This is a genomic window from Paenarthrobacter sp. MSM-2-10-13 (genome assembly GCF_011605365.1).
GTDB lineage: Bacteria > Actinomycetota > Actinomycetes > Actinomycetales > Micrococcaceae > Arthrobacter.
The window spans coordinates 350,108-376,419 of the sequence record NZ_JAAOXO010000001.1 but is presented as its reverse complement, the minus strand read 5'-3'; the positions used below and the strand labels follow the sequence as shown (position 1 = coordinate 376,419).

Annotated in this window: 20 protein-coding genes; 6 read left to right on the top strand and 14 right to left on the bottom strand. The window is 62.5% G+C overall.

From position 1 onward, the window contains the following. The first annotated feature begins 63 nt into the window (after positions 1-63). Positions 64-1,521 carry a zinc-dependent metalloprotease gene (locus HAV21_RS01820; protein WP_166840096.1) on the top strand — a complete coding sequence of 486 codons (1,458 nt, stop codon included), beginning with the start codon at positions 64-66 and terminating at the stop codon, positions 1,519-1,521. Positions 1,522-1,620: 99 nt separating this feature from the next. Here HAV21_RS01820 and HAV21_RS01815 read toward each other — a convergent pair whose 3' ends face one another. From HAV21_RS01815 to nudC, 3 genes are read right to left on the bottom strand one after another with little or no spacing between them, the layout of a single operon-like run. Beyond that, entirely contained in the window at positions 1,621-2,247 is a 627-nt protein-coding gene (locus HAV21_RS01815) for a M48 family metallopeptidase (RefSeq protein ID WP_166840094.1), read from the bottom strand. Beyond that, a complete protein-coding gene (locus HAV21_RS01810) occupies positions 2,247-4,379 on the bottom strand; it encodes an ATP-dependent DNA helicase UvrD2 (protein WP_166840092.1) in 2,133 nt (710 codons plus the stop codon). Before HAV21_RS01810 ends, HAV21_RS01815 begins: the two co-directional genes overlap by 1 nt. Beyond that, positions 4,376-5,365, bottom strand: a complete 990-nt coding sequence (gene nudC, locus HAV21_RS01805) for an NAD(+) diphosphatase (RefSeq protein ID WP_142938519.1) — start codon at positions 5,363-5,365, stop codon at positions 4,376-4,378. The genes HAV21_RS01810 and nudC overlap by 4 nt, the downstream gene beginning before the upstream one ends. A gap of 193 nt (positions 5,366-5,558) precedes the next feature. Between nudC and HAV21_RS01800 the strand changes: the two genes are divergently transcribed. Further along, positions 5,559-6,704, top strand: a complete 1,146-nt coding sequence (locus HAV21_RS01800) for a macrolide 2'-phosphotransferase (protein ID WP_223940559.1) — start codon at positions 5,559-5,561, stop codon at positions 6,702-6,704. 18 nt (positions 6,705-6,722) lie between these two features. Here HAV21_RS01800 and HAV21_RS01795 read toward each other — a convergent pair whose 3' ends face one another. Genes HAV21_RS01795 through HAV21_RS01785 form a run of 3 tightly spaced genes read right to left on the bottom strand, consistent with a single transcriptional unit; the run spans position 6,723 to position 13,977 of the window. Next, positions 6,723-10,226: an ATP-dependent DNA helicase gene (locus HAV21_RS01795; protein WP_166840090.1), complete on the bottom strand. Its 3,504-nt coding sequence runs from the start codon at positions 10,224-10,226 to the stop codon at positions 6,723-6,725. Beyond that, the gene (locus tag HAV21_RS01790; RefSeq protein ID WP_166840088.1) at positions 10,223-13,564 is read right to left on the bottom strand and encodes an ATP-dependent DNA helicase; all 3,342 of its coding nucleotides are present in this window, start codon (positions 13,562-13,564) and stop codon (positions 10,223-10,225) included. The genes HAV21_RS01795 and HAV21_RS01790 overlap by 4 nt, the downstream gene beginning before the upstream one ends. Then, on the bottom strand, positions 13,561-13,977 hold the full coding sequence (locus HAV21_RS01785) for an MGMT family protein (protein ID WP_142938515.1): 417 nt from the start codon (positions 13,975-13,977) through the stop codon (positions 13,561-13,563). The genes HAV21_RS01790 and HAV21_RS01785 overlap by 4 nt, the downstream gene beginning before the upstream one ends. A gap of 66 nt (positions 13,978-14,043) precedes the next feature. Here HAV21_RS01785 and HAV21_RS01780 point away from each other — a divergent pair, with 66 nt between their 5' ends. From HAV21_RS01780 to HAV21_RS01770, 4 genes are all read left to right on the top strand, one after another. Further along, positions 14,044-14,754: a 3'-5' exonuclease gene (locus HAV21_RS01780; protein WP_166840086.1), complete on the top strand. Its 711-nt coding sequence runs from the start codon at positions 14,044-14,046 to the stop codon at positions 14,752-14,754. A 355-nt stretch (positions 14,755-15,109) separates the two neighbouring features. Next, entirely contained in the window at positions 15,110-16,060 is a 951-nt protein-coding gene (locus HAV21_RS22005) for an ABC transporter substrate-binding protein (RefSeq protein ID WP_202979310.1), read from the top strand. A gap of 12 nt (positions 16,061-16,072) precedes the next feature. After that, positions 16,073-16,837, top strand: a complete 765-nt coding sequence (locus HAV21_RS22000; RefSeq protein ID WP_202979309.1) for an amino acid ABC transporter permease — start codon at positions 16,073-16,075, stop codon at positions 16,835-16,837. Beyond that, positions 16,834-17,571 (top strand): amino acid ABC transporter ATP-binding protein, encoded by a 738-nt coding sequence (locus HAV21_RS01770; protein ID WP_024817418.1) that lies wholly within the window; start codon positions 16,834-16,836, stop codon positions 17,569-17,571. The genes HAV21_RS22000 and HAV21_RS01770 overlap by 4 nt, the downstream gene beginning before the upstream one ends. A 95-nt stretch (positions 17,572-17,666) precedes the next feature. On the opposite strand, the gene HAV21_RS01765 is transcribed toward HAV21_RS01770, so the two are convergent. From HAV21_RS01765 to hemQ, 8 genes are all read right to left on the bottom strand, one after another. Then, positions 17,667-18,941: a glycoside hydrolase family 3 N-terminal domain-containing protein gene (locus HAV21_RS01765; protein ID WP_166840084.1), complete on the bottom strand. Its 1,275-nt coding sequence runs from the start codon at positions 18,939-18,941 to the stop codon at positions 17,667-17,669. A 112-nt stretch (positions 18,942-19,053) separates the two neighbouring features. After that, positions 19,054-20,373, bottom strand: coding sequence for a glutamate-1-semialdehyde 2,1-aminomutase (gene hemL, locus HAV21_RS01760; protein WP_166840082.1), 1,320 nt, complete (start codon positions 20,371-20,373; stop codon positions 19,054-19,056). Between the two features lie 43 nt (positions 20,374-20,416). Beyond that, entirely contained in the window at positions 20,417-21,550 is a 1,134-nt protein-coding gene (locus HAV21_RS01755) for an LLM class flavin-dependent oxidoreductase (RefSeq protein ID WP_208095769.1), read from the bottom strand. After that, on the bottom strand, positions 21,550-22,530 hold the full coding sequence (hemB, locus tag HAV21_RS01750; protein WP_166840080.1) for a porphobilinogen synthase: 981 nt from the start codon (positions 22,528-22,530) through the stop codon (positions 21,550-21,552). The genes HAV21_RS01755 and hemB overlap by 1 nt, the downstream gene beginning before the upstream one ends. Beyond that, the gene (locus HAV21_RS01745; RefSeq protein ID WP_142938510.1) at positions 22,527-23,405 is read right to left on the bottom strand and encodes a uroporphyrinogen-III synthase; all 879 of its coding nucleotides are present in this window, start codon (positions 23,403-23,405) and stop codon (positions 22,527-22,529) included. Before HAV21_RS01745 ends, hemB begins: the two co-directional genes overlap by 4 nt. Beyond that, complete coding sequence (gene hemC, locus HAV21_RS01740; RefSeq protein WP_166840078.1) at positions 23,392-24,390, bottom strand: hydroxymethylbilane synthase; 999 nt, start codon at positions 24,388-24,390, stop codon at positions 23,392-23,394. Before hemC ends, HAV21_RS01745 begins: the two co-directional genes overlap by 14 nt. Then, positions 24,387-25,610, bottom strand: a complete 1,224-nt coding sequence (locus HAV21_RS01735) for a ferrochelatase (protein WP_166840076.1) — start codon at positions 25,608-25,610, stop codon at positions 24,387-24,389. Before HAV21_RS01735 ends, hemC begins: the two co-directional genes overlap by 4 nt. Beyond that, positions 25,607-26,308 (bottom strand): hydrogen peroxide-dependent heme synthase, encoded by a 702-nt coding sequence (hemQ, locus tag HAV21_RS01730; protein ID WP_142938507.1) that lies wholly within the window; start codon positions 26,306-26,308, stop codon positions 25,607-25,609. The genes HAV21_RS01735 and hemQ overlap by 4 nt, the downstream gene beginning before the upstream one ends. Positions 26,309-26,312: the final 4 nt, after the last annotated feature.

The following is a 26,312-nucleotide window of genomic DNA, read 5'->3' as shown; positions in this document are numbered from 1 at the left end:
CAGCCTTCCGGCCGCGCGGTACGGTGAAAGAGATCACCAGCCAGTTCGACGATCGGCGGCACCATGACTTCCAACCCCAATAATCCGTCCAACGACGACGAAACCCCCAAGGATCCGCTGGCAGAAATGCTCCAGAACCTGATGGGTGGCCAGGGCATGGGAAACATCGATCCCGCTGAGCTGGCTAAGGCCGCTGGCTTGCCCAACGATCCCCACCTCCTACAGCAGATGTTCGCCCAGGTCCAGGCAATGATGAGCTCCACCTCCGATGGCCCCGTGAACTGGCAACTCGCCCACGAAAATGCACGCCGCGTGGCCGCCGCCGGTAGCGATCCCTCGGTCAACGCCCAACAGGCCAGAGAGATTGACGAAGCCCTCAGGCTTGCAGAGCTTTGGCTGGACCCCGTTACTGATCTCTCGGCAACCGGCCTGATCGGGCGGGCCTGGTCAAGGGCCGAATGGGTTGAAGCGACCCTGGGCACATGGAAGCGCCTGACAGAGCCGGTGGCCAACAGCATCGCCAACGCCCTTTCCAGTGCACTCACTCAACAAATGCCCGAAGAGATGAAGTCCATGATGGGCGGGGCCTCATCCATGCTGCAGAACATGGGCGGAGCCATTTTCGGCATGCAACTGGGACAAGCCATCGGCGCACTTTCAGCGGAAGTTGTCAGTTCCACTGACATTGGAGTCCCCTTGGCAGACCTCGAAATGGCCCTGTTGCCTGCCAACGTCGCAAAATTCGGGGAAGGACTGAGCCTTCCGGAGAACGACGTCCGACTTTTCCTTGCCGTACGCGAGGCCGCCCACGCACGCTTGTTCGTCCAGGTTCCTTGGTTGCGAGGTCACTTGCTTGGAGCCATCGAGGCCTACGCCCGCGGTATTCACATAGATATGTCCCGCATCGAAGACCTCGCCCGGGACCTTGACCCGAGCAACCCCGAAGGAATTCAGGAAGCTCTGTCCCAGGGAGTCTTCACACCTGAACGCACGCCGGTCCAAACGGCAGCACTGGAGAAGCTGGAAACAGCGCTTGCCCTGGTGGAAGGCTGGGTGGACGAGCTCACAGCGGAAGCCACTGACAAGGTACTGCCGTCCGCTACTGCACTGCGCGAAACGGTGCGGCGCCGCCGCGCCACCGGCGGACCGGCCGAGCACGCGTTCTCGTCCCTCGTCGGTTTGGAACTTCGGCCCCGCAGGCTCCGTGAAGCGGCAACGCTGTGGGCGACCTTGAAGGAAGAGCGAGGCATCGCCGGCCGTGACGCGATCTGGCACCACCCGGATCTCCTGCCCACCGGCGAGGACCTCGACGACCCGAAGGGGTTCTCCGAACGTAGGCGCCTTGCCGAGGCAAGTGACAGCGAAGTTGATGACGCCCTGCAGAAGCTTTTGAGCGGCGGCTACGAAACCTCCGACGCCGATCAAGCTGAAGCTTCAGACTCAAAGGGCACTTCCACGGAGACCGGGTCCGGGCAAGAGTCGGAATCGGATGACTCCGACCCCGAGGCACCCACCAAGTAGGCTCCACTCTTAGAAATAAAAAGTGCAACGGCCGCCATATCCATGGCGGCCGCTGCTCGGTTAAGGCACCGTCATCGGGTAAATTCCGTCACACAGCGCTTAGTCAGTCACGTCCCCAGCTGGTTCGTCGGAGTTTTCAGAGCCTGGCTCTTCCGGGAGTCCCCGGGATGTAGCAAAGGCAACGCCTTCCAGGAAGGCCTTTGCCCGATGAGTCTCAGGGTATGCCTCGACTAGTCTCCAAAACTCGGCGTTGTGGCCCGCCACCAGCAAGTGCGCGAGCTCATGGACCAGGACGTAGTCGATGACCCATTGCGGCATTCGCTGGAGCTTGTTCGACAACCTGATAGTGCCGTCCGCAGGAGTAGCCGAACCCCAACGGGAGTTCTGATTGGAGACCCAGCGAACCGACGTAGGAACCGCACGCCCGCCGAGGTACGTCCGAGAAAGGTGCTCCGCATGATTGGCGAGGGCTTGATCAGTGGCGGGACGGCGCCTGCCAGCACCTTTTTGCCGTTCTCCCTGTTTCTTCAGCTTGGCTAGCATTCGCTGGACCCACTCATGTTCCTGGGACTTGGTGAAGCTGGCTGGGATTGCGATCACGGCGTTGCCGTCTTCCCAAAAGGCAGCAACAGTTCGACGGCGTCTGGCTGATCGACGCACGACCACCGGAGCGCCGTCGTCCGTGGTGCGCGAAACACCGGCACCGGGGGCGGGTGGACGCGTCATCAGAGTTCCGAACTCTCAGCAAGTACGGCCAGAACAGCTTCGCCGTAGCGTTCAAGCTTGGATGGGCCAATTCCAGCCAGGCCAGCCAGTTCCTCCAACGATGAAGGCTTGGCCTCCGCGATGGCCGTGAGTGTGGCGTCCGTGAAAACAACATATGCCGGAACGTCGGCCGTCTGGGCTTCGTCCCTGCGCCACTGCCTCAGCGCATCGAACGTTTGTTCCTCATATGTGGGCGGGCACTGGTTACATCGACCCACCTTGCGTTCGGCTCCACTTGCCAGCATGCTTCCGCATACCTTGCATGACGCCGGTGCGGCAGCTTTCCGTCGGGTGGGACCTGTTTTGCTGCGCGCGTTTGCGGAAGCCACGGAATTGGGGCGAAGTCCGTCGAGGAAACGGGACGGCTTGCGGTTGGCCCGACCGCCCGGTGTTCGGGCCGTGGACCATGAGAGATTCAGGTGCTCTCGCGCCCGGGTTATGCCGACATAGAGCAACCTTCGCTCTTCGTCCACATCCTCGGGGGCGTCGGCAAAGGAAATAGGCATGAGGCCTTCGCTGAGGCCCACCAGGAACACTGCATCCCATTCCAGGCCCTTGGCGGCGTGAAGGGAAGCCAGAGTTACACCTTGAACGGTCGGGGCGTGTTGCGCGACCGATCGCTCCTGGAGTTCGTTCACGAACTCACCCAGGGTGAAGGACTCTCCGCGGCTAACAGCTAGCTCATCAGCCAATGCGACCAAAGCTGCCAGGGATTCCCACCTTTCGCGCAGTGCTCCCCCGTTGTGTGGAGCGGCCTCTGTATACCCGAGTGACGCGACGATGTCACGAACGATTTGGCCTAGTGCTTCCTGGGGCCCTTCTGCCACGGCACGGGTTGCCGCCCGCAACTGGAGGATCGCATCACGGACTTCCTTCCGCGCAAAGAACCGTTCCCCTCCCCGGAGCTGGTAGCCGATACCAGCCGAGGCAAGTGCTTGCTCGTACGCTTCGGACTGGCCGTTGGTGCGGAACAGAATGGCAATCTCGCTGGCCTTGACCCCGGTGCTGAGCAGTTCCTGGATTCTGCCTGCGACTACCGCGGCCTCTGCCTCGTCATCCGGGCACTCCATGAAGCGTGGCTCCGGACCGGACGGCCGTTGGGCGACGAGCTTGAGGGGCGAGGCCCACGCGGCATCGGCAACGGGTCCGCCGCTACGGCGGGATCCCAGGAGATCGTTGGCCAACTTCACCACTTGCGGGGTCGAGCGATAATCGCGAATGAGCTTCACGACCGTTGCCTCGGGGAACTGCGATTTGAAACCCAGAAGGTGCTTGGGGGAAGCTCCGGTAAAGGAATAGATGGTCTGGCTGGCATCGCCCACCACACACAACTCGTTCCGACCACCGAGCCACAAATCCAGGAGCCGCTGTTGCAGCGGCGAAACGTCCTGGTACTCGTCCACTACGAAGTGGCGGTATTGTTCCCGGACTGTTGCCGCCACTTTGGGGTCCTCCTGAAGGATCCCCACGGTGATGAGCAGGACGTCTTCGAAGTCGATGACGTTTCGATCGGTTTTGATGTCCTCATAAGCTTGGAAAACCCTGGAGACCGCGGTGAGATCGAAGCCTCCCGGAGTTCCACGTCCTTGGGCATTCTCCAGATAGTTGGCCGGGGTAAGCATGGACACTTTGGCCCACTCGATCTCGGCCGCCAGATCCCTGATGGATGCCCGATCAGTGCTCAGGCGCAGCCTGCGGGAAGCTTCGGCAATCATGTTGGCTTTGTGGTCCAGCAGGCTGGGCAAAGTGCCACCGATTGCCTGCGGCCAAAAGAACTGCAACTGCCTCAGCGCGGCGGCGTGGAAGGTGCGGGCTTGCACGTTTGCAACGCCGAGATCGCGGAGCCTGCTGCGCATCTCGGCCGCGGCCCTGGCAGTAAATGTGACGGCCAAAAGCCTCTGCGGACTGTACACACCGGAGTGAACCCCGTAGGCAATTCGATGGGTAATGGCGCGAGTTTTACCCGTGCCTGCTCCTGCCAGGACGCACATGGGTCCCGTCAGCGTACTGGCTACTTCGCGCTGCTCGTCGTCCAAGCCGCCGAGGATGCGATCCTCAAGTGAGACACCGCCGTCAAAGATTCCTTCAGTCACGGCTGGAGGTCTTCGATGACGCCGCCATACCAATGCTCAATCAGTGAACGTGCTATGGACAAGCGCGTTGAGATGGTGATTTCACCGCTCAGCACGGCCTCCTGCAATTCCTCGCGGCTGAACCACCGGGCACGGGTGACCTCGACGCCATCGGGCCGCGCCACGGTGTCGTCCGTCGTGGCCGTGAACCCCAACATAAGGGAGGCAGGGAAAGGCCAGGACTGAGAACCGAGGTACTGGCAGGCGGTCACACGGACGCCGACTTCTTCCCCTATCTCTCTCACGACGGCTTGCTCAAGCGACTCGCCGGGCTCAACGAATCCAGCGAGCGTTGAGTAATTCCTGGCGTCAAGGGGCCCGCCTCCACCGAGAAGGAGCCGGCCATCGGGGCCCACCACCGTGACAATGATGGCCGGATCAGTCCGCGGATAGTGCTCTGAGTTGTCCTTGGGACACCGCCGAACCCAGCCGCCTGCCTCGATTTCCGTGGGCGTCCCGCACTGCGGGCAATGCGTGTGGGTTGCATGCCAGTTGGAGATTGCACTGGCCTCAATGAACAGAGCGGTGTCGTTCGCGTCCAGACGCGCCGCGACATCCCGGAAGCCTGCCCATTCCGTACCCAGCGGGACCGTAACGGTTCCCGGCGCTGGCGGTTCCGCAACAGTGAACAGCACAACCGACGTGCCTTCGGGCAATGAGGACGACGTCAAGGTGGTGCCCAGGTAGATGGCAGAAACAGCACCGCCGCCCGAGGCGGTGAGAGCGTTATAGAGCGGCGCGGCGTCCCCGAACCAGAGACCGTCACCAGACACCAAAGCTTTGCGCTGCGAAATGACCATGGCCTTCGCCGAGCCGGAGGCAACAAGCTCCTCAACCATTCCCGGTTTCATACGGATGCCCGAGCCGCGATCCACCATGGCGGGGCGGATGGGAAGGACAGTCTCCATCAGGTGATTGGCAAGCGCCGGCGACTCCGTATAACTCATGTATCTACCGTACTGACTCACACCGACAAAAAACATTTGGAAGGCCCCCCGCTGTGGACACCTGTCTGTGATGTTGCCCGATGGGGTGTCAATACCGGGATTTGCTTCGTATTTCCTGCGCATTTCCTGCGGATCTGAAGACTCGCCGCACCACATCATGGCCACAGGCCGCACTCAATCTACCGTGGAGAACGTGAGAAGAACACCGCTCGAACTGGCCGCCATAGCAACCGCGGCGGTGCCCGGCCTGGCGCCGACGGCCGCAGCATACTCCCCCGACGATGACGCTGACTTCGACTCAGCGTTGCTGCTCGATGCGGAGGGTAAACGCTGGCGGGTTCGTTCACCGCGCCATCCGGAGGCAAGCACGCGGCTTGAAACCGAGTTCATGGTGCTGCGCGCCTTCGCGCCGGCAATCCGTGCCGAACTTCCCTTTCACGTGCCCACCATTGCCGGCACAGTCCGGCAAGGTGCCCTGACGACGTTCGTTTACACGCACTTGCAAGGCTCAATGCTCTCGATCGAAGAACTTTCAGCCGGCAGCCCCGCCCTGGCACGGGAAGTGGGCACAGCTCTGGCGGCTATTCACGACCTTCCATTGACTTTGGTCATCAACGCGGATCTTCCCAGCTACTCGGCAAATGAGTTCCGGCAACGAAAACTCAATGAGCTGGACCAGGCAGCAACCACCGGCAAGATACCGGCCACACTGTTGCGTCGGTGGGAGCATGCCCTTGAAGACGTCGCCCTTTGGCGATTCAATCCCTCAGTAGTCCATGGGGACCTTCACGAGGACAACCTCATGGTGCAGGACGACACCGTGACAGCGCTGACGGGGTGGACAGACCTGCGGATCGGTGATCCCGCGGATGATTTCGCCTGGCTGGTGGCGTCCAACGAAGCATCATTTGTTGAGGCGGTCCTGAACGACTACACCCAGGCCCGACGGGACGTCCCTGACGCCCACCTTCTCCGCCGGGCGGCGCTGCTGGCCGAGTTTGCCCTCGCCCAGTATTTAGTCAAGGCCATGGCGGCTGGGCACCAGAGCATGACGGCCGAGGCAGAATCCATGCTGCAGACACTCGCCGACGACATTGATGAGCAGATGCGCCGCGATGAAGAAGCTGCGCTAGCCGCTGAGAATGAAGCCGCCATGCTGAGGGCTTCAGATTCCCCGGCGGGCGTTCCCGCTGTCAGTGTCGCGGCGATTCCGGATGCAGGCGAGTCGGAAAGCTCCCAGAACGGAGACAGCGGCACTACCCCAAAGTATGACGAGACCTCGACTGCCGCGATCAGCGTGGTCAGCGTAACGCCGCTTCGCGCGGCCGAACGTTCCTGAATTCCGGGCTTCGGTCATTCAGCTGCCGCTCTTCAACGCCCTCGCGACTATCAGCTCCAACTCCTCGGCACTGCCAAGATCGTGTGGGCGTACGACGGCGTCATCCGCAACGTAGTAGAAGGCAGCGCTGACGTCCTCCAGGGGAACGTCCTTGAGTCGAGCCCATGCGAGCCGGTAAACAGCCAGCTGCACCGCGCGGGTTGCCAGTTGTATACCTGCCGGGCGTCGTCCGGTCTTCCAGTCAATGAGCTGCCAACGGCCGTCGGCATCACGGAACACGGCATCGATGCGCCCGCGTACTACGACGTCGCCAATCCGGGTTTCCACAGGTACTTCGACGAAAGCGGGAGCCCTTTGGGCCCACTCGGACTTCTTGAACGCCGCCACCATGTCATCCAGCCCGTAGGCCTGATCAATATGGGAGTCCGAACCCGGCGCTTCATCAAGGTCCAACATGCCCGTTGTCCCGAAGTACTCCTCCACCCAGGCATGAAAGGCCGTACCTTTGCGGGCCGAAATGCCCGGTTCACGGGGCACCGGCCTGCGAAGCTGGTGCAAGACGGCCGCCGGGTCAGCCCCCAAATCTACGAAAAGTGAAGCGGAGATATGGCTGGGCAAGTGGACATCCTGAACGGTTTTCAGCTGGCGCTGGCGATCCAGCAGGAGTTCTGCCTCCTGTGCCCACTTCCCGGCCGCACCGGTTAGGTCGCCTGAAGGATCCTTGCCGGGTTCCTCCATGTATCGACGAACCATGGCCGCAGCCTGATCCATGGCCAGCCTTCTGCCTGGGGTAAGCCTCAGGCGGGCACCGGTCCGTGGGTCCGAAGGCCCCTCCAAGGGGTCATAGGGAAATTGGGCTACCTCGAGCACTGCGGTCAAGGGGCTTTCCTCGGGCAAGGCCTCCTCGGCTACCGATTGGGGATGGACCACAGCACTGCCCTGCGAATGAGTGACACTGGCGCCCTCTGCCGTTGCAGCCATTCCGGCAAGCGGTGCGAGTTCGGAAAGGAAGGAGGACATTCCGGCCATTCCCGATCGAGAGCCGTTCCAAGCAGCACTGGAGGCCCACAAGACAAATTTGGCACGGGTGTAGGCAACATACGCGAGCCTCCTCTCCTCTGCCTCGCCGTGATGCTGGACCTCGGATTTGAAGTCCTTCTCGGCGTCCAACCATCCTTTTTGGTCAGGCTGCTCCAGGTCCCATTGGGGAAGGTCAGCACGATCGCCCCGCAATGGCCACGGCAAGGCCGCGGCGCCGGTGCTCCACCTCGAATCCCTGCTGCTGGGAAAAGAACCAGCATTGAGTCCAGGGACAAAAACCACGTCCCATTCCAGGCCCTTGGAGGCATGGACAGTCAACAATTGCACCGCCTCCCGGTTGGTCTCAGCGGGGGCCACATCCAAGCCGCCTTCCTCTGAGGCCGCGGCTTCAAGCCACGACAAGAACGCCAGCAGATCAATACGCTGTGAAGTCTGCAGGAACCCTGCTGCTGCATCCTGGAATGCATCCAGGTTGCGGCGTGCTTGGTGAATACTGATTCCTGGTTTGGCGGCAACCTCAATGTCCAGCAGCATGGCACGTTCCACCTCTCCAAGGAGTGTGGTGAGGTCGTCTCCGATGTAGCTCCTGAGCGAGCGGAGCTCCGAGGCAAGGCTGGTCAGTCGATCCAGGGCGGCAGGGCTCAGGCTCCGCCCATGCCCTGAAGTCCAGTCCGGCCGGGGGAGGAAATCAAGGGCCTCCACGAGGCTTGCGGCATCGGTGATATCGCTTTCAACCACGACTGCTGCGGGTTCTTCGTTGTCTTCGAAAGTGTCATGGCGGGCTTCCGGGGTCGACCGGCGACGGGCCAGGAAGCGGGACCAGTCGCTGAACGCCATCAAATCTGCCGGACCAATCCGCCATCGTGCCCCGGCCAACAACCTCATCAGAGCATCGGAACGTCCCGGATCGGCGAGGACCCGCAACGTCGCCACCAGGTCCACGATCTCCGGTGTGTCCAGCAAGCCGCCAAGTCCAACGATCTCGTAGGGAATGCCCTGGAGTTCGAACTCCCGGCGGAGGCACTCCATCTGCGCCCGCCGGCGACACAGGACCGCCATGGTGGGCTTGACGGGGGTGCCGTCCTTCTCCTCCTCGAAAACAGTTCTTTGATAGCGACGGACATCGCGGGCTATGACGGCGGCCTCGTCCTCATCCGTGCCGAAGCGACCGATCACTACACTCCCATCCACCGCTGCAGGGCTGGGTACCAAAGCGGGGACTGAGACATTACCGGCTTTCTTCCTGTCCCCTGCCGGACCCTCCGATGCTGCCGCCCTGTTCAAGGGCGCTGCGATGGTGTTGGCGGCTTCGAGGATGTTTCTGCCGTTCCGCCAGGCAGTGGTCAGATAAGAGGTGGGTGCAATGGAGAAGGAACCATCGCTTCCGGAGGGGTCCAAGCGCTGCACGGGAAACTCCTGCACAAAGTGGAAGAGCTGCCCTGCAGAAGCGCCGCGGAACCCATAGATCGACTGGTTGGGGTCTCCCACCGCGGTAACTGCGTGACCCTGGCCGAAAAGGCGTGAAAAGAGGACAAGCTGTGCGTGGGAGGTGTCCTGGAACTCGTCCAGGAGCACCACCTTGTAGCGGGCACGTTCAGTGGTTGCAGCGAGCGGAATGTCACTGGCGATACGCGCTGCCAGCGCCACGAGGTCGCCGAAATCGAGGACCCCGCGTTGACGTTTGGCCTCCTGATAGCGAACCACCATGTCGGCAACGCTGGCTCGGGTCCGGAGCATAGCCGCGAGGTCTCCCGCGGCCTGGCTGGGATTCTTCTTGGCCCCGGCCACATAAGGAAGCTGCTCAAAGGTCTCAACGCGTTCCAGAACCCACTCGCGCACCTCCCCGGGGTCCTGAAGGTGCTCCGCGCACTCTCCGGCCAGCTGGATGACTGCATTTACGAGGGTGGACTTTGCGGCGGTGAAGTGTTCGTAGTCGCCGTCGTACGCCTCCACCACTTCGCTGGCCAATTGCCAGGACTGTGCACCGCCAAGCAAGACGACGTCCCGTTCGATGCCCAACCGCAGGCCGTAGTCCGACACAATGCCGCTTGCGTAGGAATGGTAAGTGGACACTTTGGGTTCGAGCTCGTCAGCACCGACGAGCCCCTCCGGGAAGCCAATGCTGCCGTCGTCCTCCGCCGCGATCCGCTGGAGTGTGGCCAGCTTGGACCGAATCCGGCTCGCCAGCTCGCCAGCAGCTTTCCGGGTGAACGTTACCCCCAGAACCTCTTCCGGACGCACCCAGCCGTTGGCCACCAGCCACACCACACGGTCGGCCATGGTGGCCGTCTTGCCGGAACCTGCTCCAGCGATCACCAGGCGGGGTGAGAGGGGCGAGGCAATAATCGCCGCTTGCTCGGGTGTCGGGTGGTTCTTCTCGCCAAGGATACCGGCCAGTTCGGAAGGCGAAAATCTGGGCGCGGGGACTGCCTCTACACCCAGGGGGCTGGAGGCGAAGCCGTCCAGGAGCTCGGTTGTCATTCGGTGACCTGCTTTCCTCGGGCGCACAACGGGCAAATGTCGGGCAGACGGCATCCATGGCCGCCATGCCCTGACTTGCCGGGGTCGTGCCGTGCATCGAACGTTGACCCTGCCATGAGCGTGGCCGCCTCGTTGACCAGGCTCTCTGCCCAGTTCTCTGCCGGATCCAATGGATCCTGCTGCTGCACTCCGGGGCTCTTTGTTTTGGTCCCAAGCTGGGCCAACACGGCGCCACCGGGAGCGAAGCCTGTTCCTGCCCCGGTATCAGTGAGCCCCTGTCCCGTTGCAGCGTCCTGGAAAGCACCTTTGAGGACCGCAGCCTGGTAGGCACCTAGCTGCGGGTGCCGGGCAACCTCGGCCTTGCCGGGTTGCCGTTTGCCGGTCTTGAGGTCCACAATCACAAGCCTGCCCTCCGAATCTATTTCGAGGCGATCCACCTGGCCGCGTAATACCGCATGACGTACGGCCACCTCTTCAAGAGCTTCAGGACCACTGACGCCAACGGCATCAACCGTGACATCAGGAAGCTGAACTTCAAAGTCGTGCTCTACTGCCAGCAAGCTTCGTCCGTCGTTGCGCATGATGAGCACATACTGGGCCAACTTCCGGACCATGAGTTCCGCCCGCTGGAAATCAAGTTTCCCCTCCCAGTTATCCTTCATGCCCAAGCTTGGCCAACGGCGGACGAGTTCGGCGACGTACTCGGCTCCCGAGGCCTCGGGAAGCTCCTGCGCAATGGCGTGGACCAACGTGCCCAGACTGCGTGCGAAGTCGGTGGCCGCTTCCCCGCCGGCTGCTTGGACAAACCAGTCCAACGGGGATTTGTGGACAGCTTCCACTTTGGACGGCGAGACGGAGACCGTACTGCCAGCCGGCACGACGGCTGCCTGGGAACTCAGTGGCGCCAAACCCCACCACGTGTCCGGGTGCGCCCCCGGAACCGGCGGGTCCGTAGTGGCGAGCCTGGCCAATATCCGTGCCGCCTCGTGCGCGGAACGGGATTCCCCGGGTGCTTCGTCTTCTGCCTGGGCATGCTGCCTCAGTTCCGCAACGAGTGCCCTTAAGGTCATGGGACGGTCAACAGCTGTATAACCGCGTTTGTACTCACCGGATGCGAGCGGGGCCACGTAGTCCAGGAAGGCAGAAGGCTGTTCGTCCTCGGAAGACACTGCAGTGCAAATCAACACTTCACGGGCTCGCGACACGGCTGTTGAGAAGCTCCTGAGTTCGTCGTAGCGGATATCCCGGAGCCTGCTGAGGGGTCCACGCCGGAGGGCGTAGTCCACTCCATGCTCCACGGCATCGGCGTAGACGGTGCTGCCCAGCAGCTCTCCACGGAGGCGCGTGTTGGGCCACACTCCTTCCTGGAGGCCTGCAACGATTACCACCGGCCATTCCCGGCCCGCCGCACTCGCCGGAGTCATGATCTCCACGCATGCCTCCAGCTGTGCCCGTGCGGCAAGGGTGTCCATGGGCAGTTCCTGGTTCAGCAGGTAGTCGAGGAATTGCTCTGGACCGGAACCGGGCAGCTGGTCGACAAAGCGCTCGGCTGTGTGGAACAGAGCCATCATGGCGTCGAGGTCCCGATCTGCGCGCGCCCCCGCGTTGCCCCCTTCAAGTGCCATCTCCGACCAACGCGATGACAACCCCGTTGCGTGCCATAAGGCCCACAGAACAGATTCCGCGTTGGCGCCCGGCTCGGCGGCAGCAGTGGTACCGGCCGCGATCATACGGGCGAGCCTGCGGGCAGAGCTGCCTTCAATTCCCAGCGATGCCAGTGCCCCCGGTTGGAGCAAGGCTTCGACCAACAGAGCGTCGCTGGAGCGGCCGCCGCCTCCTAAAAGCTCCTCGCGGCGTAGGGATTGCCGCAGCCTCCGCAATTCGATGGCAGTGGCGCCTCCGATCCGCGATGTCAGGAGGGATACTGCAGTTTCCGGTGTGAGTTTTGCCGGGTCCAGAACAACGGCAAAAGCCTCCAGCAGCGGGCGGACAGCGACTTCGTCACGGACAGCTGAGTCCGCGACGGGAACGCGCACCGGGATTCCTTGGCCGCTCAGATACCGCTGCAACTGAGAGATCTGTCCGCCGTTCCGCACGATCACTGCGATGTCGCTGAACTCCCGCGATTCCCGCAGTTGCGCTTCAAGGATGCGCTGCGCGACGTACCGGAGCTCGTGGACTGCGGACGGCAGCACGTGCCCTTCTACGCGACCATCGCCGACGGTCGCCTCACGTGGGCTTTCCGGATGTTGAGGTTGTTCCATCTGTCTGGCCAGCTGACCACCGGAACGCTGCGAGATGCGGGCCGCTACCCGCATCCACGCCTCGGCTACTTCCGGCGTATGCCGGTGGGTCGCCGATAAGGGTCGTTCCAGGACGGATTGCTGGGTGCCGCCCAGCAGCGATGGCAACTCTGAAACCAAGTCCGGGCGTGCGCCGCGGAAACCTTGCACTACCGTGTCCGGTGAGTAGGTGACCACCACATCCTTGCCTTCTCCAATGTCGGCAAGGAGTTCGAATACTGCCGGATTTGATTCCTGGGCGTCGTCCACGAGGATGAGTTGGAGGCGTTGCCTCTCGGCGGCGAGGAACTCCGGCGAGTCTTGGAAAATTTGCCGTGCCGTGGTGATGATCCCGGCGGGGTCAAACGCCTCCGGCATGCGGAGGTCCAGGACGTCCCGGTACTCGCTGTACAGCTGGGCCGCCGCCATCCAATCAGGGCGTCCGCACTCGTAGGCAAGCCCCACCAAGTCCTCCGCGGTGCGCCCCGATTCGATGATGCGGTCGAATAGCTGCCTGATCTCGTGACGGAAACCGCGGGTAGGAAGTGCTGCTGCGAGGTCCTCCGGCCAAGGCAGATGGAAGCCGGGACGGGAGTGGCCTTCCAGCAGTTCCTTGATGATGAGGTCCTGTTCAGGGCCTGACAGAAGCTTCGGTGGCCGCGACAGCGGCAGGATGCCTTCAGCCTTTGCCCGCCGGATGACGTCGAAAGCGTACGACGCCCAGGTGCGTGCCGGCGTCGTACTGAGGCTGCGGTCCAGGCGCCCTGTGAAGGTGTCGCGCAAGGCAGCGGCGGCGTGGCGCCCGGGAGCGAGAACGAGAATCTGTTCCGGGTCCAGGCCGTCTTCACGAACACGGCGGACTGCCGATTCCACCAGCACCGTTGACTTGCCCGTCCCAGGCCCGCCGGGCACCAGGACGGGGCCGCTCCCCTGCGGGAGGGAAACGACTGCACGTTGATCCGGGGACAAAACGGGTGCCGCGTAGTGGGTCTCACGCGGCGGGAGCAGGCGGAGGGCTGCCGGTGCTTGGCGGGTTTTGGCAGGAGTGGCGGTCACACAGTCATTTCATCATCGGGCACCGACAATTTATGGAGTTGACGCTCCAACTGGTCAGAGATCACATCAAGTTGATCGAAGTCGCCATCCGAAGGCGCCCAGCGTGCTGCTGTCAGGTCGACCCTCCAACGGCCTTCCCCCGTCCTCAGGAATGCCTCGTACGCGCCATGAAGCGGGGTCGATTCCTGCAGGTAATGTTTCAACGCGTCAACCTCGTGACCGGGAGGCGCCTCCCCGCTGGCCCTGAGCACGCGCCACCAGGCCACAGAGCTACCGTAATGGCTCATGACTGCGCCCACCTGCCGCGGTCCGCCAGCACCCAGGAGCTCCGCGACGTCACCATAGGAGACCGCCGAGCCTGACGGAACAAGGTCTACAACGGCCAGAACCGCCGTCACATACTCCATCCGCATGTGTTCAGCGTAACGGCAGGAGTGTCGTGCCCAAAGAGTGTCGGACCCAGCCGGTAGCTTGAAGGCATGAGTTCCTGGAATACCCTCTCCCGTGCCGCATTCGACCTCGAGACCACCGGGAAAAACTCGCGGTCAGCGCGGATCGTCACCGCTTCCATCACAGTAGTGGATGCTCACGGGGAGCTCATCGCAGAGCACGAGTGGTTGGCAGATCCAGGGGTGGAGATCCCGCTCGAAGCAAGTGAGGTGCACGGAATATCCACGGAGAAGGCCCGCGCCGAAGGCCGCCCGGCAGCAGAAGTCACACGCGAAGTCGCCGGGGTGCTCCAAGGACTGTTCGACGACGGCACTCCCGTCATTGCTTTCAACGCCAGTTACGATTTCACCGTGTTGGCGGCAGAGTCTGCCCGCTACGGTGTTCCCCAACTGAGCCGTTTCCCCGTGCTGGATCCTTATGTCATGAACAAGCAAGTGGACCGCTACCGCAAGGGAAAGCGCACCCTCACCGCTTTGTGCGAGGAATACGGCGTGGACCTGACAAACGCCCATACCTCCGCGGCGGATGCGCTGGCTACGCTCCGCGTTTTGGATGCCATGGCCGGCAAGTTTCCCAAGCTGCAGATGCCGGCGTCCACACTGCATCAGCTGCAAGTAGACTGGGCGGCGTCCCAGGCTGCTGATTTCCAGCAATACTTGCGGCGGAGCAAGCCCACCGCCGTGATCGAGGGTGAGTGGCCGGTGCTGCCGCCTGAGGACGCCAGCCGGGGCGGCTTCTAAAACAGGAAGCACGGCAGGTAGAACAGGAAGCACGCCAGGCATTACTTTTTGCGACGCATGTCACAGCGAATTCGGGAACCTAAAAGGTGGGACTGGCCGCGCGGAGATTCCAGACGAGGCCTCGAACCCGGAATAGTCCAGAGTCCATCGGGCACCTGATGGGAACTTTGTTCGGTTAATTCGATTGCTGGCATTCACTTCTTCGATTCACCGCGGGCTAGTGGGCTGGTGACATAATTAAGTTTGGCGGGTTGAAGTCTGCTAGGGCAGCCAACCTTTGTTCTGCTGCTTTTCTGCTGCCGCATTCCCCGCCCACCGCGAAACGTCTCCGTTACCCGATGAAAGTGATTTCTTCATGAAATTCAAAGCCCCTAAGTGGCTGTCTGTTGCCCCCGTGGCCGCAGCCCTGGTGATTTCCCTGGCAGCATGCGGTGGAGGAACCTCCGAGCCCAGCGGCTCCCCCACCGATGCGCTGGCTGGCAGCGACCAGAAATCGCTCGATACCTTCACCACCGCCGATGTGACGCCTCTGGACAAGATCGACAAGACCAAGCTGGGCCTGATCACCGACGGCACCCTGCGCGTAGGCACCCTCTCAGACGCCCCGCCGAACATCTTCATCGATCCTTCCGGTAAGTTCACCGGCTACGACAATGAGCTCCTGCGGGCCATCGGCGACAAGCTGGGCCTCAAGGTGGAGTTTGCATCCACCGACTTCTCGGCGCTCCTGTCCCAGGTGGGCAACAAGCAGTTCGACGTCGGATCCTCCTCCATCTCCACCACGGACGCCCGCCGCAAGACGGTCGGCTTCACCAACGGCTACGACTTCGGCTACATGGCTATCGTGACCAAGAACGACTCCAAGGTCACCGGCTTCGCCGACGTCAAGGAAGGCCTGCGCATCGGCGTCGTCCAGGGCACCGTCCAGGACGACTACATGACGAACACGCTCAAGATTGAGCCAGTCCGTTTCCCTGACTACAACACGGTCTACGGCAACGTGAAAAACGGCCAGATCGACGCGTGGGTTGCTCCTTCCCAGCAGGCCGAAGGCCAGGTCAAGGAAGGCGATAACACCAAGATCGCCGAGAAGGTTGTCAACACCCAAAACTTCACTGCATACGCCGTGAACAAGGACAACCAACCGCTGATCGACGCTTTGAACTCCGGCTTGGATGCTGTCATTGCCGACGGCACCTGGGCCAAGCTCACGGCCGAGTGGTACAAGGACCGTCCGACTGCTGCCGAGCAGACCCCCCAGGGCTGGAAGCCGGGCAGCAAGGCCGTCCAGCTCCCCGCCAAGTAACCAGGGCGTTCCATGGATATCCTCAATCAACTAGCCGAGACCTTCTTTGACTGGGAGGCAATGGGCGAAGTCATCCCCAAGATGTTCGCCGTCGGCCTTCCAAATACCATCGTCCTGGCTGTCGTCTCGGGCATCATCGGGACTGCTCTCGGGATGCTGCTCGCCCTGATGGGGATTTCCCGGAACGCAGCGGCACGGTGGATAGCCCGCATCTACACGGACATCCTCCGCGGGCTTCCACCGGTGCTGACCATCCTGGTGATCGGGTTCGGTTTCGGCCCCATCATTCGCGAACTCACGGGTTCAACCAGCCCGTACCCCATGGCCATCGCGGCACTGTCCTTGATGTCGGGCGCTTACATCGGTGAGATCTTCCGTTCAGGCATCCAGAGCGTGGACAAGGGACAACTCGAAGCGACCCGAGCCCTCGGGTTCAGCTACGGCTCGTCCATGCGCCTAGTGGTGGTGCCTCAGGGCATCCGCCGCGTTCTGCCCGCCCTGGTGAACCAGTTCATCGCACTGATCAAGGAATCCTCGCTGGTGTTCATGCTCGGTCTTCTGGCCACGGAGCGTGAAATCTTCCAGATCGGCAAGGACGCAGCCGCCAACAGCGGCAACCTGTCCCCCTACGTGGCCGCTGCCATCTTCTATCTGGCGCTGACCATTCCACTCACGCACTTTGTGAACTGGATAGACGCCCGCATGCGCTCCGGCCGGCCGGAGAAGAAGGAACCGGACGAGGCAGCAGCCGTGGTAGGAAAGGGAGCCCAGGCATGAGCGAATTTGCATCAGGCACACTGACAGCCAAGAACATCCATTTGTCCTTTGGCAGCAACCACGTACTGCGCGGCATTGACCTGCATGTTGAGAAGGGCACCACGGCCTCGGTGATCGGCCCGTCCGGCTCGGGCAAGTCCACGCTCCTGCGCGTCATGAACCGGCTGATCGAACCGGACCAAGGCGACATCCTCCTGGACGGACGTTCGGTCCTCAAGGACAATCCGGACGAATTGCGCCGCCGTATTGGCATGGTGTTCCAGCAGTTCAACCTGTTCCCCCACAAGACTGTGGCAGAGAACATCTCCCTAGCCCTGCGTAAGCTCCGTGGCATGTCCAAGGAGCAGGCACGCGACGAAGCCCTGGCCCAATTGGACCTGGTGGGTTTGAAGCACAAGGCTGACTCGCGTCCGGCAAACCTCTCCGGTGGCCAGCAGCAGCGCGTAGCCATAGCGCGCGCCTTGGCCATGAAGCCCGAGGTGATGTTCTTCGACGAAGCCACTTCCGCACTGGACCCGGAACTCGTCAAGGGCGTCCTTGCCCTCATGACCGACCTGGCCCAAGGAGGCATGACCATGGTGGTGGTGACCCACGAAATGGGCTTCTCCCGTAATGTCTCCGACGTGGTGACCTTCATGGACGCCGGCGTTGTGGTTGAATCCGGTCCTCCGGAGCAGCTGTTCACCAACCCGCAAACGGAACGCCTTCAGGGCTTCCTTTCGGACGTCCTCTAAGGACCTCTTCACAACAGGACACGCACCACGTACAAAGAACCCCGCTTTCACATGGAAGGCGGGGTTCTTTGTTCCTGATCCCTGACGTGGAGCCGCTATTGACCGGCCTTGACTTGCAACACAGTAAGCGCGGCGGCGTCCACCTTGGCCCGGAAGGCCGGATCTGACGTGGCCTTTTGCACTACAGCTTGGTGCATCGCCGGAATGCTGGTGGGATCGGCACACACCAACATGGTTCCGCCTGCGCCGAAAAAGTTCAGGGCCCGATCAGCATCTGACCAGGCTTCCAATTGCGCAGCACTGCAGAGGTCGTCAGAAAGGACAATCCCTGTGAAACCTGCGTCAGCACGCAGCATGGCGTCCATGATCGTCGCTGAGAACGGTGCGATGTTTGCGGGGTCGATCTTGTCGTAGTAGGCGTTGGAGACCATGACCCACTTGGTACCCGATGCGATGGCGGTGTGGAACGGCTCCAGCGCGGGATCGTCCCTTGTGGTGGTGGTGTCACGGACATTTTTGCTGACGTCCGTATTGGGAACCACCCTGCCCAGGCCCGGGAAGTGTTTGACCACCGGAGCAACCCCGGCGTCTTTCATGCCGTCGGCAAAAGCGTTGCCCAGCAGCGAGACGTTGCCGGGGTCATAGCCGTACTCCCGCTGGAAATGGCCGATGGGGGCATTTGAGGGTGCAAATTCCGGGCTGGTCACTGTATCCAGGACCGGTGCGAGGTTCACGTTGACCCCTACTCTGCGAAGTTCCTTTCCCCACGTGGCGGCATCCGCCCGGAGCTTGGCCGCCCCGGAAGATGCTTGGACCAGGGCAGTAGGAATCGTGGAGAAGCCCGGGCCGGAGAGCACCTGAACGTATCCGCCTTCTTGGTCGGTAGCAACAAAAAGAGGCAGCCCGCCCGTTGTGGCAGCAGAGACAGTGCCCGTCAAGGCAGACACCACGGCAGCCGTCGGAGCAGTTCCGGCCTTGCTGCGCCCGCTGAGATAAACGTTTCCGGCATGGTACTTGGTCAGTGCTTCCATGGTTCCGGGTTCGGCGCCGGTGGCTTTAGAGGCCACCATGAACAGTTGTCCCACGCGCTGCTCAAGGCTGAGCGCGGCGAGTTGTTTCTCTACAGATGACGGGGTGCTAGGCGCCGCGGAGGGAGGCGGGGAAGTAACAGCAGACGGCGTGGTTGACGCCGGCGGGGATGAGGGTGCCGGTGTGGTTGTCGGCGAGGAAGGAGAAACAGACGGCGTCCCCTCCGCCGTGGCTTGGCCGGAGTTGGATGGGCCACTGGAACAACCCGAGGCCGTCGCCAGGAGTACACCGGCGGTGGCGATGCTGACACTAATCGATGCAATGGACGGGAACTTGCGCATGGTAAACCGTGAATTCGTTGGGGGTGGGTTTCCACCTACGAGCCTACCCCGGGACAAACAACGATGCCCCGGCCACATGCTTCGAGCATCTGGCCGGGGCATCACTAAAAAACTAAGCCGTAGCGCCCGCTGCAGCCTTTGTCGCCGCCGGAAGGGCGTCGATAATCCGGTTCATCGCTGCGTCGTCGTGAGCGGCGGAAAGGAACCAGGCTTCGAAGACCGACGGCGGAAGGTAGACGCCTGAGTCCAGCATGGAGTGGAAGAACGGGGCATAGCGGAAGCTTTCCTGCCGCTGCGCGTCGTCGTAGTTGTGTACGCCATGGGCGGAGGTCCCAAACGCCACGGAGAACAGATTGCCCGCCCGCTGGATCGAGTGGTCCACCCCTCCTGCATCAAGGGCAGAGGAAAGCGCTGCGGAGAGTTCCAGCGAGCGGCCATCAACGTGGGCGTAGACCTCAGGAGTTGCGTGGGTCAGAGTTGCCACTCCTGCAGCCATGGCCACGGGGTTTCCGGACAGGGTTCCGGCCTGGTACACGGGACCGACGGGAGCAAGGTAGTCCATCACGTCGGCACGGCCGCCGAGTGCCGCCGTCGGCATTCCACCACCAATGACCTTACCGAAGGTGAGCAGGTCCGGAGCCCAGCCTTCCTGGCGGCCGGTCAAGCCCCAGTAGCCGGCGTACCCGGTACGGAAGCCGGTGAGGACTTCGTCCACGATCAGGAGCGCACCGTGCTCCTTGGTGATGCGGGACAAGCCTGCGTTGAAGCCCTCACCCGGAGTGACGACGCCCATGTTGGCCGGTGCCGCTTCGGTGATGACGGCAGCAATGTTATTGCCGTGCGCAGCGAAGGCAGCCTCGACGGCGGCGAGATCGTTATACGGCAGAACCAGGGTTTCAGCGGCAGTGGCCTCCGTAACGCCGGCAGAGCCGGGCAAAGCCAACGTTGCCACGCCGGATCCTGCCGCTGCCAACAGCCCGTCCAAGTGGCCGTGGTAGCACCCGGCAAACTTGATGATCAAGTTGCGGCCGGTGAAACCGCGGGCCAAACGAACGGCCGTCATGGTGGCTTCGGTTCCAGTGGATACCATCCGCAGGCGTTCAACAGCGGACACCCGGTCCTTGACAATTTCAGCGAGGTTGGCTTCGTCCGGTGTGGAAGCTCCGAAAGAAAGGCCACGATCCACAGCTGCGTGAACGGCATCAAGCACGGCGGGGTGGGCGTGTCCCAACAACGCAGGCCCCCAGGAGCAGACGAGGTCCACGTATTCCTTGCCGTCCGCGTCCGTCAGGTAGGCGCCCTTGGCCGAGACCATGAACTTCGGGGTACCGCCCACTGAACCGAAGGCCCGCACCGGCGAATTCACGCCGCCGGGCATCAGGGACCGGGCACGGTCGTAAAGTTGATCGGACACGGGGGTATTTGAGGTCATGGTTCCTATTCTTTCAGTGATTTCAGCTTGGCCGGGCGCAGTCTTATGCGGCGTCGGCCAGCAGCTCGGTGACCCGCGGGGCCACCTCGGTGCCGTAGAGCTCAATGCAGCGCATCATTGACTGATGCGGCAACGTTCCATTGCTGTATTTGAGGTCGAATCGGTCCACACCGAGATTCCTCTTGAGAAGAGCGATTTTCTGCGCCACGGTTTCCGGGGAACCAACATAGAGGGCACCCTCAGGGCCGCACATGGCGTCGAACTCGCCACGGTTCCCTGGCCCCCACCCACGCTCGGCACCGATCCTGTTGCGCTGCTCCAGCCAATGCGGGAACAGCTCCTCGCGGGCGGCCTCGTCCGTGTCCGCGATGAATCCTGGTGAGTGCGTGGCAATCTGGCGCATGGGATGGCCGTACTTTGCCATCGCCTCACGGTACAGGTTGACCAGCGGTGCGAAGCGTCGGGGCTCTCCCCCAATAATGGCGAAAATGATGGGGTAGCCGTATTCGGCGCAGCGCAGCACGGACTCCGGTGTGCCACCCACACCAATCCAGGCCGGCAGGAGGTGATGCTGGAGTTGGGGGTATACCTGCAACCCATTGACGTTGGGCCGCGTGCGCCCCGCCCAATGAACGGGTTTCTGGGCGCGTACTTTGTCGAACAGCTCCAGTTTTTCTTCGAAGAGGACTTCGTAGTCTGCCAAGTCCAAGCCAAACAGCGGGAATGACTCCACGAACGAACCCCTGCCGAGCATGACCTCGGCCCTGCCATTGGACAAGGCATCAACCGTGGCGAAACGTTGGAAGACGCGGATGGGATCATCTGAGCTGAGCACGGTAACAGCGGACCCCAAGCGGATCCGTGATGTCACGGCGGCCGCCGCAGCAAGGAAGACCTCAGGCACGGACACAGCGAAATCGCGGCGGTGGTGCTCCCCCACGCCAAAGGCATGGATTCCGACGGCGTCAGCCAGTTTCGCTTCCTGCAGCAGCTCCCGCAGGACAAGCGCATGCTCCTTGGGGTTTCCGTCAGCATCCACACCGGCGTCGCCGAAGGTGTTCAGGCCGAGCAGGATCTGGTTGGCCGCCACTGGCGCAGCGGGATCGGAAGGCACGGCGGTCCGGGACGGTGCCGTGGGATCCAGGTGAACAGCGGATTCTGCAGGGAGAGAAGACATCAGGACTCCTTCAACCAGCCTGCCAGTTCGGAGGCCCAGTAGGTCAATACGGTATCGGCTCCAGCACGCTTGATGCCGAGGACAGATTCAGTAATGGCGCCCCGCCTGTCGATCCAGCCGTTGGCGGCGGCCGCTTCGATCATGGCGTATTCGCCTGAGATTTGGTAGGCCGAAACAGGCACCGGACTCATTGCAGCCACATCAGCGAGAATGTCCAGGTAGCTCATGGCGGGCTTGACCATCACCATGTCGGCGCCTTCTTCGAGGTCGAGTTCCACCTCCAGGATGGCTTCCCGGCGGTTGGCTGCGTCCATCTGGTAAGTACGGCGATCACCCTTGAGTTGGGAATCCACGGCCTCACGGAACGGGCCGTAGAACGCTGAGGCGTATTTAGCTGCGTAGGCAAGGATTGCTGTGTTTTTGTGTCCGGATTCCTCCAGTGCTTGACGGATGACCGCGATCTGGCCGTCCATCATTCCCGAGGGCCCCAGCACGTGGGCGCCCGCGTCGGCCTGGGCAACTGCCATCTGACCGTAGATCTCCAGCGTGGCGTCGTTATCCACGTAGCCCTCGGAATCGAGGACGCCGCAGTGGCCGTGGTCGGTGAACTCGTCGAGGCAAACATCGCCCATGATCACCAGGTCATCGCCCACCTCGGCTTTGACGTCGCGGATGGCCTTGTTCAAGACGCCATCCGGGTCCAGTGCAGCGGTGCCTTGCGCATCGCGTTCGGCGGGCACACCGAACAGCATGATGCCTCCTACGCCCAACTCCACGGCTTCGGCTGCGGCCCGTTTGAGGGACTCTGTGGTGTGTTGGACGACTCCCGGCATGGAACTGATGGGACTCGGCTCGGTGAGGCCTTCCCGGATGAACGCCGGGAGGATCAGGTCCGCGGGCGCCAGGCGGTTTTCGGCGGTGAGCCTGCGCATGGCGGGAGTGGTGCGCAAGCGGCGGGGACGATGGTTCGGAAAGCTCATGACGATTTCCCTTCGTTGGCGAAAACAGATTCCAAGGCGGCCACAATGCCGTCCGGGGTTGGTTCTTTGGCGGTGGCTGCCACGGTGAGGCCTATCCGGGAGGCCTCTGCCGCCGTCGGCCGTCCAATGGCGATCAGCCGGCACCTGCCCAAGGGCATCAATGTTGCAGCGATACGGCGCGTCGCGCTGGGAGAAGCAGCCACCACAGCGTCCACGGTTCCGGCATCCAGTGCTGCCCGCGCGTCTTCCGGAACAAGTGTTGCCGGATCGTCAGTGAAGGACGTCCCGACGCCGGACGGGAGTACCGCTGTCAGGCGGAGTTCGGCACGGGCAGGGTAGTCAACCGTGCGGTAGGCGACCACGGACGTCACGTCCGCACCGCTTGCCGCCAGGCCGTCGCGCAGGCTGGCCGCCGCAATATCGGCTTGGGGCAGGAACACGCGTACGCGGGACGCTTCCCACACAGCAAGGAGGCCGTCCGCCGATTGGACATCCTCAGGCGCCAGAGCAACGGCGAGGCCTACGGATTCGAGAACCTGATGGGACGAAGAGCCAATGGTGGCCACCTTTGTTCCCGATGGAACAAGATCCGCGAGTGCCATCCCGCGCTGGGCAGCCTTCTCCATGAGAACCCGGACGGTGGTGATACTGCTGATCACCAGCCAGTCAAAGTCGCCGGCCGCCAACTTGTCCAAGGCCGCATCAAGGGAAGCCTGGTCCCCTGCCCTCTCAAAATCGATGAGCGGAAGCACCAAGGGCTCGGCCCCCAACTCACTCAGCAGCGCCGCCAAAGGGCGTGCACGGTCGGCGCTCCTGGTGATCAGGACACGCCGGCCGGTCAGCCCATTTACTTCATACGGCTCAGGACGCGGCAAGGTCCGCGATCTCCGCGGCGCCGGCAGCGAGCAAGAGCTCAGCCACTTCGATGCCGAGCAACGTGGCTCCGACTTCCGTTAGACCGTCCGTGGCTTTCTTTTCGCGGACTGTCTTGGTGCCGTCCACGGCGCAGACCACTGCTTCAAGGTGCAGCATGCTGCCCTTCCGGAAGGCGTAAGCCCCCACGGGAGCAGCACAACCGGCTTCGAGCCGGGCCAGAACGGCACGCTCGGCCGTAACGGCGAGGCGGGTGTCGTCGTCGTTCAAAGCGGCAAGGGCCTGGGCCAGCACCGAGTTTGATCCCTCGGTGGAACCGCCCAGTGGCGGAGCGTCATCCGTCCGGCATTCGATGGCCAACGCTCCCTGCCCGGGGGCCGGCAGCATGACGTCGGATTCGAAGAATTCGCTGACGGTGTCCAACCGATCCATGCGTTCCAAGCCCGCTGCGGCCAACACCACAGCGTCAAGATCGCAGGTCTTGCCGGGGACAACAACATCGGTCACATTTCCCGGCAAACCAGGGACACGGCCGAGGCGGGTATCCACGTTCCCACGGATGTCGAGCACCTCAATGTCCGGACGTGCAGCCCGGAGTTGCGCGGCCCGCCGTGGTGAGCCTGTACCGACTTTGGCGCCGCCCGGCAGTTCGGCGAGCGTCATGCCATCGCGGGCACAGAGTACGTCGCGGACATCCACCCGTTTGGGTGTTGCCGCGATGCTCAGGCCAAGTGCGGCGCCCGTGGGCAGGTCCTTGAGGGAGTGCACGGCAACGTCACAGGTCTCAGCGAGAAGTGCGTCCCGAAGGGCCGCGACGAACACGCCTGTGCCGCCCATCTGGGCAAGGGACCCGGTTTTGACGTCGCCCTCGGTCTTGATGTGCACGAGTTCCACAGGGAAGCCGCCAACGGCAGCCAACCGGTCCGCAGTTTGCTGCGTCTGCGTCAGGGCGAGCTTGCTCGCCCTGGTGCCGATGCGTACGGTCACTTGGCAGCCTCCGGAGCGGGGTACGCGTCGTGCCCGATGCCCACTGTGGTACCAACTTCTGAAATGACGGGCTTCGCTCCGCGGAAGTTTTCGCAGCAGTTGGGACGGCAGACGTCGTACCAAGCACCCAGGTCCGTCACGTGGGGGCGCTCGGCGATGTTGTTCTCCACCGTGCGTTCGCAGATCAGGTCTACCAGGCCGGACACGAAAGCTGCGTGCGTACCCGGGGTGGGGACACGGGTTGCTTCGATGCCGAGGTCCTTGCAGGTTTCCAGAGCCTCGGTGTCCAGGTCCCAGGCAACTTCCATGTGATCGCTGACGAAGCCTAGGGGAACAATGACGACGCCGCGGACCCCTTCAGGGGCGATTTCCTCGAGATGGTCGTTGATGTCCGGCTCAAGCCACGGGATGTGCGGGGCGCCGGAACGGGACTGGTACACCAGGTCCCAGGCAACATTGGGTGCCACAACATCCATGATGGCCTTGGCGTTGGCCAAGTGCTGGGCAGCATAAGCCGAGCCTTCCGCGAATTCGCGGGGCTCGTCCTCGGACCTTCCAGCGGCCTCGGCATCCCGGGTGGGGATCGAGTGCGTAGCAAACAGGACGCGGATCTTTGAGTCCGGGTCAGTCTCGCCGGCTGCGACGAGCTTGCCGCGGATCTCCTCCAAGCCCGCAGATGTACCCTCCAGGAAGGGCTGGACTACGCCGGGGTGGTCGAAGTACTGGCGGATCTTGTCCACCTGGAGCTTGCCATCCAACCCGGTTTCCGTCAGGGCAACGCCGATGTCCTCGCGGTACTGGCGGCAGCTTGAGTAACAGGAGTAGATGCTAGTGGTAAGCATCAGGAGCCTGCGGTGTCCGGCGTCGTAAGCGTCCTGCAGGACGGGCGCAATGTAGGGATCCCAGTTGCGGTTGCCCCACAGCACGGGAAGGTCAATGCCGCGCTGTGCCAATTCGGCCTCGATGGCAGCCTTCAGTTCACGGTTCTGCTGGTTGATGGGGCTAATGCCGCCAAAAGCGCGGTAGTGGTGGGAGACCTCTTCGAGACGTTCATCCGGAATGCCGCGACCGCGGGTGACATTGCGGAGGAAGGGAATGACGTCGTCCTGGCCTTCGGGCCCGCCGAAGGACGCGAGCAGCACGGCGTCGTAATTTTTGGGTTCCTGGCGGCCGCGCTCGGTGACTTCGTTGACGGCCGTGGAAACGACTGGAGTGCTCATGCAAGGACCTCGGCAATCTCGGCAGCGGACACGCGGCGGCCGGTGTAGAACGGGATTTCTTCACGGACGTGGTTGCGGGCCTCGCTGTCCCGCAGATGGCGCATCAGGTCCACAAGGTCCACCAGTTCCGGTGCCTCGAGTCCGAGGATCCATTCCCAGTCACCCAACGCGAACGAGGAGACGGTGTTGGAGATGACCTGCGGGAATTCCCTGCCCAGCAGACCGTGTTCGCGGAGCATGGCGCCGCGTTCCTCGGCCGGGAGGATATACCACTCGTAAGAGCGGACGAAGGGGTACACGCACAGCCAGGTGCTGGGCTCCACGCCACGAGCGTAGGCCGGAATGTGGCTCTTGGAGAACTCCGCTTCGCGGTGCACGCCCATGGCGGACCATACGATCTCGGTGCCGGCAAAGAGTTTGCTGCGCCGGATGGAGCGGACCGCGGACTGCAGGTCTTCGGGCTTGGCCCCATGGAGCCACACCATGATGTCGGCGTCGGAGCGCATAGCGGAGACGTCGTAGCTGCCGCGAACGGTGACTCCGCCTTCGGCAAGCTTCTCTACCAGGGCCTCGTACTCCTGGGCTGCGTCGCCGCTGCGCAGGACATCGGCCGAGCGCTTGAAGACAGTCCAGAGCGTGAAGAACTGCTCTTCGGTATCAGCAGTTTTAGTGACAGATTCGGCAGAAGTGTGGCTCATGGTT